Origin of the sequence: Ruminococcus sp. AF17-12, assembly GCF_003479245.1 — a bacterium.
Lineage (GTDB): Bacteria > Bacillota > Clostridia > Lachnospirales > Lachnospiraceae > Blautia_A > Blautia_A fusiformis.
In genome coordinates, this window is sequence record NZ_QUGY01000002.1 from 24,014 (window position 1) to 37,834 (window position 13,821).

The following is a 13,821-nucleotide window of genomic DNA, read 5'->3' on the forward strand; positions in this document are numbered from 1 at the left end:
ATGGCAAGGGCATTTGCAAATTGTGCAAAAGCCCTTGCCATTTCCGTGAACCGTGGTAAAATAGAGTTATTCCTACATTTGTAGAAAATATGTAACAGGAGGTATGAAAAAGTGAAAAAAACTTACCAGAGACTTCCGGAATCAGAGCTGGATATTATGCTCGTTCTTTGGAATAATACTCCGCCGATGACCAGACCGGAGATTGAGAAAGTGATCACTATGAAGAAAAAACTTGCATCAACAACAATTTTGTCATTGCTGACCAGATTGGAGAACAAAAATTTCGTGGAAGTGACGAAACAGGGAAAAATGAATCTGTATACACCCCTGGTTTCGCAGTCAGATTATCAGGCACATGAAAGCCAGAGTGTTCTTGAGAAACTTTATGGGAATTCACTAAAAAAGTTTGTAACTTCACTTTATCATGGAAAGAAGATCAGCTCGGAAGAAGTCCAGGATCTCAGTGAATTTCTTAAGAACCTGGAGGACAGGGAGGAATAGCGAATTATGGAGGTTTTCATTCTACACATTCTGAAACTGAATGTTATTGCAGCAGTAGTAATTTTACTGGTAAAAGTGCTTGCGACTCTGTTTAAAGGACGTGTATCAGCGAGATGGAAGTACCTTATCTGGCTGTTGATTACGATAAGCCTTTGTGTTCCGGTGCGCCTTCCGGCGAATCTGGCACTGGTGGATTTCAAAGTACTTAGAAGCAGTCAACAGAATACGCAAAGCCCGAAGATAACGGATTACGCAGTCAGACCAGAGGAAAGTCAGAAGATAACAGAAAACGTATCATCTGCGAGCAAAGACATGAAAAATCTGACAGAAATCCCGGAACAAAAGAGAACTGTCAGGTACGAATCAGATAAATGGCTGGGAATTGTGGCTTTGATTTTTGCTGCTGTCTGGCTGAGCGTAGCGGTACTTAAACTGACGGGAGAATTGCTGGCATATTATTTTTCTATAAGGAATCTGGAACGGATGAGTCTGCAGGTAAGTGATACGGTGAGTATTCAGATGTACCGTGCAGCGTGTCAAAAGAAGCACGTACGCAGAATACCGGAACTCAGGCAAAACGCAGGTCTTACCACACCGCTTCTTGCAGGACTTTTACATACAAAATTGTATCTACCAGCAACCGGGTATTCAGCAGAAGAAAGAAAACTTATCTTTTACCATGAACTTACACATTATTGCCATCGGGATCTCTGGTATAAGATGCTCCTTCGAATCTGTGCATCGATATACTGGTTCAATCCCTTTCTTCTTATCATGCTGAAAGAAGCGGATAAGGATATTGAGAATCTGTGTGATACAGCAGTTGTTCGCAGAGTTAATAAAAAGGAACATAAATTATATCGACAGCTGCTTCTCAGGACAGTAGCCATGGAAAATCAGATTCCATATGTGACAGCAAGTCTTAATGACAGCGAAATGGTGTTTAAAGATCGGATTCTGTATATGGTGAACATTCGGAAACTCCGCAAAGGAATTCTTCCGGGAATTCTTGTGACGCTGCTGCTTGCAGGCGGTAATCTGGTATTTAATGTCTCTGCCGGGACAGATACAGTTTCAGTAGAGACGGAGAAGTCTGGTATTGAAAAAAATGCAGATCCAGAGAAAAATAATGTACCGGATTATGCACCATTTTCTGAAATGGTAACTATGCAGAAAGCTGCTGAAACCCAGGACGAAGGAGGAGTGACAGAGAATACAGATACAGAGGATTCTGTAGACGAAGAGGAAAAAGCAGATGCGGAAACAAACGATGAACCTGCCATGGAAAACAGCGGACAGGTAAGTGAAACGACCGATGATGGAATTACCTCTGACAACAACGGGTCTGTTTCATCTTATGAAAATCTGCCAGCAGGCGTACCATATACCAGTGGATTCAGTACTACTTCCGGTGTAGCATCAATTGTAGCACCGGGTGGAGGAGATGAAGAATCCAGAGTTCTTTACGATAACGGAGATGGGACCTATTCTGATTATTATGGGAGCCGATACAGTTATCAGGGAGATGGAAACTGGGCAGATGCCAATGGAAATTCATATCGTACCTGGAATGACGAAGGTTATCATTTCGGAAACCAACTGGAACAGCATGAACTCCAGGGCAGTAACGGTACTGTTAATGTAATAGAAACAACAAACGGAGATTATTATTATTGTGACGCAGATGGGGTCGGATACACAGACAATGGTGACGGCACCTGGACGGATGAGAATGGGAACATCTATACAGAATAAAGGATTTGTCCGATCGATGCATATTCAAATGATATTATTTCAGAAGAGGTATTGTATATGACCTACAATTTAGTAGAAATTCAGAAAAGACAGGAATCTACTGACAAATTTGTTCAGAAAGTTGGTAAAACTTTATGGCATTACACTTCTTTTCCAGCCTTGGATGGAATTTTAAGGAAAAAAAAGATTTGGTTTGGCAGCGCAACGAATGTGAATGATGCAAAAGAAGTGATTGGGTTTATTGATAACCTGAAGCAGAACATTGAGAACGGTCTTACCCAAAACAATATAAAACCCAAATGTGATGTTGATAAAATATTTAAAGAAATATATGACAGAACATCGCAAAAACACCTTTTTATGTTCTGTTTGTCACAGGCATTAGACGATGCAGCTCAATGGGACCGCTATGCCGATCATGGACGTGGTGTTGCAATAGAATTCAATACCGAAGCATTGCACAACCTGTTATATTATCATGGGATGATCATTGGCGAACAGTATTATACTCAGGAGACCAGGGATCATGAATTATACAAATTATTGTCTTCATATATTTCCACTGGAATTCTGGAAGGATTTTCCAACTTAGATGGATTCATTGATAATTTAGCATTATGTGCCCTTATTCACAAACATCCTACATTTACTGCTGAAAAGGAAATCCGAATCGCACCATATTTTGTAACGGACAACGATCCTCATATCGAATACAAAACATTCAATATAATAAAAGAGTTCTACATTTTAGATTTACAAAAAGTCTTAGAAACAGAAAATATGCACAGGGAAGATATTATCAATTCAATTATTATCGGACCACGTTCATCCCAGAATCCAAAAGATTTGGAAAACTACTGCAGACATCTTGGGTTGCATAAACTGGCTCAAAATATAAAAGTATCTGATTGTCCATTGCGTTAATAGATAAGAGGTTCCACTTACAGTGTGGAATCTCTTTTTCTGTCGAAACTCATTTAATGATTTTTGTTGTTGTCGGTTGCTTCATATAGTACACTGTCGTTATAATTATTAACCGGCAATGGAAAGAATGAGGAAATCGTATTGGATACCACAGATTACACTTCATGTGCAGAGATCGAAGAAGCAAAGAAAGCGTTTTTCGAAACCAAAAGGAATCGAAAAACGCTTTTTCATATATGACATATAAAAAAATGGGATCATAAACGATAGCATATTATTTGCGAATATCTACTAGTCCCTTTTTCAGTATATATTCAGAGAACTCATATGAAGCTCCGTCTCCAGTCACATTCAGATACAGATTTTTGAGGTCGCTTTCATTTACGATCCAGGCCATGTTCAGCTGTACACTTTCGCCTGGTTTTATAGAGGAAATGTAGTTTCCACCATTGCCATAATTTTCAGAGACACTATAATATACCATTCCTCCAGTCTTTGCCACGCCGTCCCAGCTAATGTAGTCATAGCCATCGCCGGCCTGTTCTGTTGGAATGTAAAGCTGTACTTTTCCATTTTCCTTAGTCAGGGTCAGTAAAGCACCAAGATAAAGCATATGGTCGATTTCCTCATTTGAATGATTGGTATAGGTAACTGTAACATAGACCAGTTTCTGATTCACTTCCTCTGACTTCACAATTTCATCCAGGGAATCGATTCCGTCGCCAGATTTCACATAATTCAATGTGTTTGTAGCTAGCTTTCCATCAGCATCAATGGCTTTCGCCCATTCTTGTGGTATTTTGTCCGGATCGAGAAGCTGAAGATCATCAGAAATTTGAACAGAATCTACCTTTACAGAAATCGTTTTTTCCAGATATTCACCATTTGTGTTTTCACCAATCACATCCAGATCAAAGGTGTCACCAATTTGGTAAATGGGTAGTTTTTTCTCATTTACAGAAGTACTTATTTCATCATTATCATCTTCTGTCTTTTCAGATATCATCTCTCCGCTCCATGTAGGTAATCCGGCGGTCTTTACCATAGTCGTGTTTCCCTCAATCACCAGATTTTCTGCAACTTTTATGGCTTCATCCTTTGACACATCATCTCCGATGTAGATCATAAGCACACGATATAAATCCGGGCAGATAATATAAATTCTCTGGTTAAGAGCCCCGTTTTCGGTAATGCTATTATATTTGAGATATATCCCCTGGTATTTTCCAAATGTACGCTCTTCACTATCAATAACATTCTGATCCTGTACTACCTGTCCCAGATCATTTTTATCCAACAGGACAAATGAAAAACTGAACCCGCCAGTCATGTCATGCTCAGGATATTGGAGATGGTACTCGTCAATCCAGCTCATGCCCTCCGGAACATATTTAGTAGACAGATCTACCTCTGGGACCTCATCTGGAAGTACGGTCTTCTTTGCTGCATCACCAGCATCAATTTTGACTGAAACACCATAAGAACCCTGTTTTTCCAAAAACCAGTGATACAGATTTACTCCTGCATATACTGCCGTGGAAACTGCCAGCACACACGCAGCTGCCACTGCGGCAACTTTCGGAGCTGTCCATCGTTTTCTTCTTCGCAGATTCGCCACTTTATTATCCGCCAGCTGCTTTGCCACCTCATTTTGAATCATATTATGGATAAAATCCGGTGTTTCGGGAATATCGTTTTTCATATCTTCTAATCTCATATTGACACCTCCTGTAATTCCTGCCTTAATTTTCCTCTTGCCCTTGCAAGTCTCTTTTGAACGGCACCTTCCGATATTTCAAGGATCTGGGCGATTTCTTTTACACTGAAATCTTCTATATAGTATAGAATAACGGGTAAACGCAGTTCCTCTTTTAAGGAATTTACGGCTGTATATAATTCACTGTAATTCTTTGTTTTTTCTAATTCCGGTTCCTGTCTGTCAGCTAGATTTTCCAATGGGATAAATTTACTGGATTTACGCACAAGACTGTAACATTCGTTGATTAAGATACGGATTAACCAGGTCCGGGCATAGTTATCGTTTTTTAATGTGCCGACGTTGGAAAAAGCCTTCACAATTGTTTCTTGAATAGCATCTGCACAGTCATAGTCACTAAATAAAATTGTTTTTGCAGTTGAGTATAATTGTCTTTCTGAATCTAGGATCAGAGATCCAAGTTGTTCCTTTGTCATTTAAACACCACCTTTTTTTTGCCAGCCAGCATTTTCTTTACATCTATTAGACGTGCAGAAATCAAAAATATCCCTAATAATTTATTCTTTTTCTTATAAATGGACAAGTTCGTGGTTTTGCACAAAAAAATGTCTACTTTCGATAGTATTCCATAATAAAAGCAATAAAACAAGCATTTGCAAAGGGACATTGTTATAATTAAATTTGTTCATGGGTGTTATTTGTGATTACTTTCATGCTAATATGCTAATGTGCATTATCATATTAGCATGAAAAAAAATTAGGAAAATCTTAATAATTTCTCATGTAATCCATTGTGAATTTAGATGCTGTATTTGTTATACTTAATCGAGTACAAGCAAAAAGGAGAGTTGAAAATATGTCTGAAAAGATATTGATTATAGATGACGAGCAAGATATAGCGGATCTGTTGGAGGTCTACTTGAAAAACGAAAATTACATCGTTTATAAATTTTATTGCGCAACGGATGCCATGTCGTGTATTGAAAGCGGCGACATTGATCTTGCCATTCTGGATATTATGCTCCCGGATATGAACGGTTTTTCACTTTGCCAGCTTATCCGAAAGAAATACACTTATCCAATCATCATGCTAACGGCTAAAATTGAGGAAACGGATAAAATAACGGGGCTGACATTGGGAGCGGACGATTATGTGACAAAACCTTTTCGCCCACTTGAAGTAATTGCCAGAGTGAAAGCGCAGTTAAGACGTTACAAGAAATATTCGCCCAGTATCATCACAGAGAAAGTTAAGCAAGCAGTTCAAAGACAAAACAGCAGTAAATGATGTCAATCTGACATTGACTCCCGGCGTTTGGGGACTTTTGGGGGCGAATGGTGCAGGGAAAACCACGCTCATGCGCATGATTGCTGATATTATGACACCAACCAGCGGAGCAGTTTACTATGACGGAAAAAACATTCGAGAGTTAGGTGAAGTCTACCGAAGCAAGTTTGGCTTTCTGCCGCAGGATTTTGGGTATCACCGGGATTTTACGGTCAAAGATTATTTGGAGTATATAGCTGCGCTGAAAGATATTCCCACAAGGGCAACTACCAAAAAGATCAATCATTTGTTGGACATTCTTTCGCTCTCCGATGTGAAAAAGAAAAAAATCTCCAATCTGTCAGGTGGCATGAAGCGTCGTGTTGGTATTGCGCAGGCTATGTTGAACGACCCGGAGATACTTGTCATGGACGAACCGACAGCAGGACTCGATCCCGGAGAGCGCGTGCGTCTGCGGAATTTCATTTCCGAGTTTTCGCATGATCGAATCGTGTTGATTTCCACCCATATCGTATCTGACATAGAATATATTTCTACGCGCAACGCAATTATGAAAGCCGGAGAAATTGTTGATGTCGGAACTACCGCAGAACTTGTCAAGCAGATTGAGGGCAAGGTTTGGAATTGCACAATTCCGGCCTCAAAGCTGCCGGAATGTGAAATGCGGCTGCACATTATCAATCAGCGAGGCGAAGATCACAATCAGGTTTCTATTCGTTATCTGTCCGAACACTCGGAAATTGATGGATCTGTTACAACGGAGCCACGATTGGAAGATCTGTATCTGTGGTTGTTTCCGCAGACAGACTTGGAAAAGGAGGAGAGATAATATGCGACTCTTTAGACTTGAAATAAAACGTATTTTGAAGTCACGGCGCACCCTGATTATACTTGCAATCGCACTTTTGCTTTCCGTAGCCATGGCATACCTGCCTATTTCATTTGAGGGTATTAACCGTCCAAACGAAGATGGCACGGTTACAGAATTAGACGGCTTGGCAGCGATCAAGTACAAACAAGATTTATATAAAACATCCGCTGGTGAAGTGACCCCGGATAGGATCAAATCGGCTTTGGAAACTTATCAAAGCTGCGTTCGAGAATATGGGCCAGTCGAGGAAGAGGGCTTTCCTCTGGCTGTATTTATTGAAAAAATCGTCCCGTTCCGTCACTTGCTGATGGGTCTGCCCGAAGCGTTTGCTGATCCATTAACAGGCATTGGTGCTGATTTAATGGATATTGACCCGAATGACATTGACGGAGCCTATTATGAAAAGTGCGCAGAACATTTACAGGATGTCATGCGGAATGAGCAAAGAGAAAACGAAACCGCACAACAGAAAGCTCTTGAAAAATATTCAGAACTTGATACGCCATTTTATCTTCATTCTGGAATTTCTAAAGATGCATTTGATTATATTGAGTTTTATATTTTGTTCCTTGCTATTTTGTGTGTGGCAATCGCAGCTCCTACTTTTGCCGGAGAATATCAAACGGGCGGTGACTGCATCCTGCGAACCACCAAATACGGGCGTAAACAATTAGCAATTACCAAAATTCTGGCAGCATTTACACTTTTCGTTGTTACTTTCCTTGTCGGGATCACGGTACACATTCTGATTTTAGATGCAGCGTTCGGGACGGATTGCTTAAAAACATCGTTTCAGATGCGATACTCTATCATTAACCTGCCAAACATCAATCTGGGGCAGTTGCAGATCATTCTCGCAGCAGCGGGCTTACTTTCTGTATTAGCAACGGTTAGCTGTACGTTGTTCCTGTCTGCAAAATGTAAAGACACATTGACAGTTTTGCTGATCTCTATTGTAGTTCTTCTCATGCCGTTTTTTGCTTATGTGGCGATGGGAGCAACATGGCTCTCTACCATACTTCCATCTGCCGGAATTGGTATGCAGAACAATTTCCTTTGTCAGCTTGCAAATTTCAATTATCTGAATATCGGTGGGATGAGTTTCTGGACACCGCATATTATTTTGCTTTCGGCAGGAATTGAATTATTTGTGTTTACATTCTTGGCGATTCATTCCTATTGCAGACATCAGGTAGCATAAAAGAAGTTCAAAATAGAACGAATTGATTATCTGCCGCACGACGGCAAAAGAAAAAGCAGACAATTTGGAACGACGGCTTTGATTTTCAGAGCCAGCGTTTCTTTGTGGCAACACAAACCTATGATGAATTTTCTGGAAATATTGTAGTTAATAGCATTGTTTATGCGTTGAAAATATCTGAAAAATTGATGATAGTAGAAATATAATATTAAAATAAAAAATAATATAAAAAATTGTTTTACTATAGAAAAATATATAGTATAATACAACCATAAGAAGTGATAAAAAAATAACAAGTTGACCTAGCCAAACATAATAAGTTTTACTGTTGTGTTTGGCTTTTTTTATTTGATAGCCAGAGTGGGAAGTGAGGTGTCTACAATGATAATCTGTGTTATCTTTGATTTGGGAATGGCAGTGATTATGTTTTTATTTGGAATCAGTTTTGTAAAATCAAATGGAAAGGCCGCTGCATTTTTGTCTGGCTATAATATGAAATCTACGGAAGAACGAAAACAGTATGATGAAAAAGAAATGTGCAGAGTATATGGAAATCGGATGATGTGGATGGCACTGCCATTTGTAGCCGGTGCAGCCATAGATTTATTATACAGTGGAATCGGATGTTTTGCAGCGTGTGTAATATGGACCGTTCAATTTGTTTTATTGATGAAAGAACGTATGAAACGAGAAAAAATAGAAAAGAACATTTAGGCAAAAATTATATTCGAAAGAAGATATACAAGCTATCCAGGAACAGGATAATTCTCGGGAACAAGAGGAACTTTAATTACTTAAAGGAGATGACGTGAATATGAGATGTCCATATTGTGAAGGAAAAATGCGAAAGGGTCAGTTGCATGCGGTTGGCGCAGGGGCAGGACTGGAGTGGAAAGAAGGCTCTGAGAGTTTGCGGTTAAATACGGATCCAGAGTTGGCAGCAAGGATATCTGGAGACCGCATAGCTGCCTATAATTGTGATTTTTGCAGAAAGATTATTGTCTCTTACGAATATTGAGATTTTCAATTCTTTGAATTGTAATGACCGTAACGGGAAAGGATAAAAAGAGATAATAGAAAAATATCCAGAGGGCGAGGAAGGCCGGACATTTGGCTCTCTCGTATATGAGGAAGAAATGTATTCTATTGGAATTCCTACGGTTTTGTATAAGGAACTTCTGCTAATAGCAGAAGGTAAGGAAGAAAATTTACTGGAAAAACTTCTTGAAAAAATTTCTTCTAAGGAAACATATTTACTAGATATCGTTCCAGATGAGGCACTGTTATGGATGGTATAAGCAGCAGGAAATTAACATGGGGAATTTGCATCGTTGGAATTGCGATTGCGATAATAAGCTTCTTTTTCTTACCGGAGATTATTCCCGTTCACTTTGCTGGGAATGGAGTCGCAGATGACTTTGGCAATAAGATAGAAATTTTTTTAATGCCGATACTCCTTCTGGCTGTTACAATCTTGAGTGGTATAAAAAGTATAAAGTATGTTCTGATGCATTCGAAGACTTGGCTAACAGTTGGTCAATATAACCTGATGATTGATTGTGTTTTAGGAATTATATTGATCGCAGAAATTTTTATGATTTATGCTTCGTTTGTTTAAAGGCTGATCTATAAATAAAGAAGCAGATATATGGCAGTTTCTGGTTCATTGGGCAGGCTGTTTTATATCAAAGTGTGAAGAGGAGCTGGTTCATGATGAAAAAAGTAATTCCAATTATTTTATTTACGGTATCAGCAATATTGCTTTCTGCATGTGGCAGAAAAGAAGAACTGTACGAGATTCCTGACCTGTCACAGTACAAGACAGATTATGTAGGAGATTCTTCGAATGTTATAAATATTGTAAGTGGGCAAGAGTATCCGGAAGGATATTCTTATGATAGCATACAGATACAGTCTGAAACGAAGCCTTATGGATTAACAGTATTTCTAAAAGTTGAGCCGTCTGCAGTTAAGATTGAAGATGAATTGCAAGTTAATGCGGATATGACATTTGATTTGATTGGTAATTTGGAAACACTTGATTATAAAATAGCGGATAGCAAGGAAATCATTGCATCGTATGAACGGTAGATCATTCAGTGGTTAATATTTTGTCTGCTATTATGTAGTAAGAAAAATAGGAAAGCGAAATATATATTTGGAGGACAGCAATGAGAAAATGCGAAAAGTGTGGAACAGTCATGAGAGCGGATTTAAGACTTAAAGTTAATGGCGGTGGCTATGGGATCGTTGTAGATGTAGATGAAAAACAAAAAACGACAACTATAGATGATGTTAAAGTTGCAGTCTGTCCAGAGTGTGGACATACAGAAATGTATTTAGAGGATTTAACTAAATTGAAGTAAAATTAGATATGATTGAAACAGGATAAAAAATTTTGATGGAATGCTTGTGGAGAAAATAAATATGAAAAAACTTAATTATACAGAAGATTTATTGAGAGTTATCTTCTTTTGGATAGGAACATTCTTTCTTGTTTCCGGTATCTTAAGTTTTCTTGGGATATTAAAACCAGCAGTAAACTCAGGTATTCAGAATCCAGATATGTTGGGAACTGTGTTTTCTATAACGGGGGTGCTTTTGTGTATAATAAGTGCTGCTCTTGGAATTTATACTGCAAAGCTTGATAAATTACATTTACAATTAATCGAAAATGGTACAAAAGTGAAGGGCTTGGTAGAAAAAGTATATTTGCAAAAATACACAAGATATAGAAGACAGATTCCATACAGGATTCTATATAGTTTTACATATCATGATAAAGTGTATTATCATAAAAGCCGTTTGGTATGGGAAAAGCCGGATCTTAAGAAAGGCGACTTGATTACCGTATATGTAAATAATCTTGGTAAATCAACAGTTTATAATTGCAATGAAGCGGTCTGATATCTAGCCTCTATATTTCGGAAAAATACTGCACGATTTGTGGTTTACAGAAGAGCAGCTTCAAAGAATGCTGAGGATGAAAAATGCAAATCCATCAGATGTATGGAAATTCAGAGATTATTAATTGGACAAATTGAAAGCTGAAAGGAAAACTGCCTATCCGTTTTCAGCATTGGCGGATCCGTCTGCTAATAAGTGGTTTAAAAATCAAAAAACGTGGTAAGAGTATTTTCATAATTCTGTTCAATTTTGTCTATGTTTTCGAGAATCCTGTTCATGTACAAATGCAACTAAATTAGAGTATAATAAGGGAAACCATTGAAACTGGGTTTCCGTAAAGGACATTCCTGTGATGGCAGGAATGTCCTTTACATATAGCGGTAAATTCTGAAGTAGTTGGCATAGAAGTTCATGAGGTAGTTGACGTATGCTTTAAATCTTTTCATTTCGTTTTCCTCCTTTCTTTATCTTACAAGCACATTATAATATCAGAAGACGTCTATTACTTGCCAAATGGGAAGAAAAAGTAGACAAAACTTGCAGGAGATTAATTGGAATGTACTGGTAAGAGCATCACAGACATTTGCCTGGATGCAGGAGTTGAGAGCCAAAGGACATTTAACCGGGTATCTCGTGAAAGATATAAAGTAACGTCAAGGGAATACCGGAATTTTTATCGTGAACAACATATAAGTCAGACCCAGGATGAAATATCTGGAATGGAGAAATAGGATGGCATTTATAATCTGTGTAGCAGCACTCATAATCATGATGTTTGTATTTACCCAAATGTTGTTAAGTTTCAGCAATAATAGTAGTGCGGCAGTTGAATCTGTTGATGCGACTGTAGTTGAAAAGAAGCAAGGAATCTATACCCATATGCAGTCTGAAGCACATGTACCTTGGTTTCGCGTTGTATTTGAGATGACAGATGGAAGTTTGATGGAATTTCAAATGCAACAGGGAGATTTTCGTGAATTGGAAAAAGGCGATCGAGGTATGCTGACTTATCAGGGAAATCGGTATATATGTTACCAAAAATATAAATTTAAAAGTGAAGCACAGGAGGAAGAAAAATGTTAAGTGAAAGCATTGCAAAACTGGTACAGTATGGGATTACAACAGGTCTGACACCGGAATGTGAAAGAAACTACACAACAAATCTTCTGCTGGATGTTTTTCATGAAGATGATTATGAAAAACCGGACAACATTGAGGAACCTGTTAATCTTGAAGAAACATTGGACGAATTGCTGGATGAAGCCGTAAAAAGAGGTCTGATTGAGGACAGTATTGTATACCGGGATTTATTTGATACCAGATTGATGAACTGTCTGATGCCACGTCCGGGTCAGGTACAAAAAGAATTCTGGGACAAATATGCAGAAAGCCCGAAGAAAGCTACTGATTATTTTTATAAGCTGAGTCAGGACAGCAATTATATCCGCAGGTATCGTGTAGAGAAGGATCAAAAGTGGAAGGTAGACAGTCCATACGGTGAGATTGATATTACCATCAATTTGTCCAAACCGGAAAAAGATCCAAAAGCAATTGCCGCGGCAAGGAATGTAAAATCCGGAAGTTATCCGAAATGTCTTCTTTGCCCGGAAAATGAAGGATATGCGGGACGTGTTAATCATCCGGCAAGGCAGAACCACAGAATTATTCCGATCACAATCAATGATACTCCTTGGGGATTCCAGTATTCTCCGTATGTGTATTACAATGAGCATTGCATTGTGTTTAACTGCCAGCATACTCCAATGAAAATCGAGAGAAATGCATTCATTAAACTGTTTGATTTTGTAAAACTGTTTCCGCATTATTTCCTTGGATCTAATGCAGACCTGCCGATCGTAGGTGGTTCGATCCTAAGCCATGATCATTTCCAGGGTGGACATTATACATTTGCAATGGCAAAAGCACCAATTGAGCAGCACGTGGTACTTCCGGGATTTGAAGATGTAGAGGCTGGAATTGTAAAATGGCCATTATCTGTGCTTCGTATTCGACATAAAGATTTCAACCGTTTGGTAGATCTGGCAACACATGTGCTGGAAGTATGGAGAGGCTATACCGATGAAAAAGCATTTATTTATGCTGAGACCAATGGAGAACCACATAATACAATTACACCAATTGCACGTAAAGTAGGTGATACCTACGAACTGGATCTGACATTAAGGAACAACATCACAACAGAAGAACATCCGCTGGGAGTGTACCATCCGCATGCAGAATATCATCATATTAAGAAAGAAAATATCGGTCTGATCGAAGTTATGGGACTTGCAGTTCTTCCGGCCAGATTAAAAGGTGAGATGGAACTTTTGGAAGAGTATATTCTCGAAGGCAAAGATATTTCTTCAAATGAACAGATTGAGAAACATGCAGAGTGGGTTAAGAAGTTTCTTCCGAAATATCCGGAAATCACAAAAGAAAACATCCATGGCATTCTTCAGAAAGAGATTGGAATCGTATTTACCCATGTTCTGGAAGATGCAGGAGTATACAAATGTACGACCGAGGGAAGAGAAGCATTCATGCGTTTTCTTGAAACATTATAAAAACTGAAATAAAAGGATTCTTTGGGAAATGGGAGGTAAGTGAAACCTCCCATTTTTTTAGGGCAGCTACTCTTAAGAAGCATGGATCGG

The 13,821-nt window shown here is 38.7% G+C and carries 18 protein-coding genes and 1 pseudogene; 17 read left to right on the plus strand and 2 right to left on the minus strand.

Features of this window, described 5'->3' with window-relative positions:
• Window positions 1–111 precede the first annotated feature (111 nt).
• The 3 genes from DWW77_RS02185 to DWW77_RS02195 are packed head-to-tail and all read left to right on the plus strand — an operon-like array spanning window position 112 to window position 3,180.
• Window positions 112–501 (plus strand): BlaI/MecI/CopY family transcriptional regulator, encoded by a 390-nt coding sequence (locus DWW77_RS02185; protein WP_059085781.1) that lies wholly within the window; start codon window positions 112–114, stop codon window positions 499–501.
• A gap of 6 nt (window positions 502–507) precedes the next feature.
• Complete coding sequence (locus tag DWW77_RS02190) at window positions 508–2,256, plus strand: M56 family metallopeptidase (protein WP_015542764.1); 1,749 nt, start codon at window positions 508–510, stop codon at window positions 2,254–2,256.
• 57 nt (window positions 2,257–2,313) lie between these two features.
• Window positions 2,314–3,180 carry a DUF2971 domain-containing protein gene (locus DWW77_RS02195; protein ID WP_059085782.1) on the plus strand — a complete coding sequence of 289 codons (867 nt, stop codon included), beginning with the start codon at window positions 2,314–2,316 and terminating at the stop codon, window positions 3,178–3,180.
• Between the two features lie 274 nt (window positions 3,181–3,454).
• Here DWW77_RS02195 and DWW77_RS02200 read toward each other — a convergent pair whose 3' ends face one another.
• Window positions 3,455–4,897, minus strand: coding sequence for a hypothetical protein (locus DWW77_RS02200; protein WP_114001675.1), 1,443 nt, complete (start codon window positions 4,895–4,897; stop codon window positions 3,455–3,457).
• Window positions 4,894–5,373: a sigma-70 family RNA polymerase sigma factor gene (locus DWW77_RS02205; protein WP_055056121.1), complete on the minus strand. Its 480-nt coding sequence runs from the start codon at window positions 5,371–5,373 to the stop codon at window positions 4,894–4,896. Before DWW77_RS02205 ends, DWW77_RS02200 begins: the two co-directional genes overlap by 4 nt.
• A 380-nt stretch (window positions 5,374–5,753) precedes the next feature.
• On the opposite strand from DWW77_RS02205, the pseudogene DWW77_RS02210 reads away from it, so the two are divergent.
• The 14 genes and pseudogenes from DWW77_RS02210 to galT form a co-directional block, all read left to right on the plus strand.
• Window positions 5,754–6,143, plus strand: a pseudogene (locus tag DWW77_RS02210) (response regulator transcription factor); the annotation flags it as partial.
• Window positions 6,121–7,014 (plus strand): ABC transporter ATP-binding protein, encoded by an 894-nt coding sequence (locus DWW77_RS02215; RefSeq protein WP_118607971.1) that lies wholly within the window; start codon window positions 6,121–6,123, stop codon window positions 7,012–7,014. The pseudogene DWW77_RS02210 and the gene DWW77_RS02215, both read left to right, overlap by 23 nt.
• 1 nt (window position 7,015) lies before the next feature.
• A complete protein-coding gene (locus DWW77_RS02220) occupies window positions 7,016–8,257 on the plus strand; it encodes an ABC transporter permease subunit (RefSeq protein WP_059085789.1) in 1,242 nt (413 codons plus the stop codon).
• Between the two features lie 381 nt (window positions 8,258–8,638).
• On the plus strand, window positions 8,639–8,971 hold the full coding sequence (locus tag DWW77_RS02225; protein ID WP_059085790.1) for a DUF3784 domain-containing protein: 333 nt from the start codon (window positions 8,639–8,641) through the stop codon (window positions 8,969–8,971).
• Window positions 8,972–9,071: 100 nt separating this feature from the next.
• Window positions 9,072–9,275 (plus strand): PF20097 family protein, encoded by a 204-nt coding sequence (locus tag DWW77_RS18435; protein ID WP_015524992.1) that lies wholly within the window; start codon window positions 9,072–9,074, stop codon window positions 9,273–9,275.
• A gap of 118 nt (window positions 9,276–9,393) precedes the next feature.
• A complete protein-coding gene (locus DWW77_RS17910) occupies window positions 9,394–9,555 on the plus strand; it encodes a hypothetical protein (RefSeq protein WP_173722117.1) in 162 nt (53 codons plus the stop codon).
• On the plus strand, window positions 9,543–9,875 hold the full coding sequence (locus tag DWW77_RS02235) for a DUF1648 domain-containing protein (RefSeq protein WP_055056115.1): 333 nt from the start codon (window positions 9,543–9,545) through the stop codon (window positions 9,873–9,875). The genes DWW77_RS17910 and DWW77_RS02235 overlap by 13 nt, the downstream gene beginning before the upstream one ends.
• 92 nt (window positions 9,876–9,967) lie before the next feature.
• Window positions 9,968–10,348, plus strand: a complete 381-nt coding sequence (locus DWW77_RS02240) for a DUF4825 domain-containing protein (protein WP_055056114.1) — start codon at window positions 9,968–9,970, stop codon at window positions 10,346–10,348.
• 80 nt (window positions 10,349–10,428) lie between these two features.
• Window positions 10,429–10,623 carry a zinc ribbon domain-containing protein gene (locus DWW77_RS02245; RefSeq protein WP_055056113.1) on the plus strand — a complete coding sequence of 65 codons (195 nt, stop codon included), beginning with the start codon at window positions 10,429–10,431 and terminating at the stop codon, window positions 10,621–10,623.
• Window positions 10,624–10,684: 61 nt separating this feature from the next.
• Window positions 10,685–11,164 (plus strand): hypothetical protein, encoded by a 480-nt coding sequence (locus DWW77_RS02250; RefSeq protein WP_059085791.1) that lies wholly within the window; start codon window positions 10,685–10,687, stop codon window positions 11,162–11,164.
• Between the two features lie 28 nt (window positions 11,165–11,192).
• Window positions 11,193–11,288 carry a hypothetical protein gene (locus DWW77_RS18440; RefSeq protein ID WP_179963059.1) on the plus strand — a complete coding sequence of 32 codons (96 nt, stop codon included), beginning with the start codon at window positions 11,193–11,195 and terminating at the stop codon, window positions 11,286–11,288.
• A gap of 427 nt (window positions 11,289–11,715) precedes the next feature.
• Window positions 11,716–11,895 carry an AraC family transcriptional regulator gene (locus DWW77_RS02255; RefSeq protein WP_021652242.1) on the plus strand — a complete coding sequence of 60 codons (180 nt, stop codon included), beginning with the start codon at window positions 11,716–11,718 and terminating at the stop codon, window positions 11,893–11,895.
• A 1-nt stretch (window position 11,896) separates the two neighbouring features.
• Window positions 11,897–12,247, plus strand: coding sequence for a DUF2500 domain-containing protein (locus DWW77_RS02260; RefSeq protein WP_059085792.1), 351 nt, complete (start codon window positions 11,897–11,899; stop codon window positions 12,245–12,247).
• Window positions 12,241–13,731, plus strand: coding sequence for a UDP-glucose--hexose-1-phosphate uridylyltransferase (gene galT, locus DWW77_RS02265; protein WP_059085793.1), 1,491 nt, complete (start codon window positions 12,241–12,243; stop codon window positions 13,729–13,731). The genes DWW77_RS02260 and galT overlap by 7 nt, the downstream gene beginning before the upstream one ends.
• Window positions 13,732–13,821 lie beyond the last annotated feature (90 nt).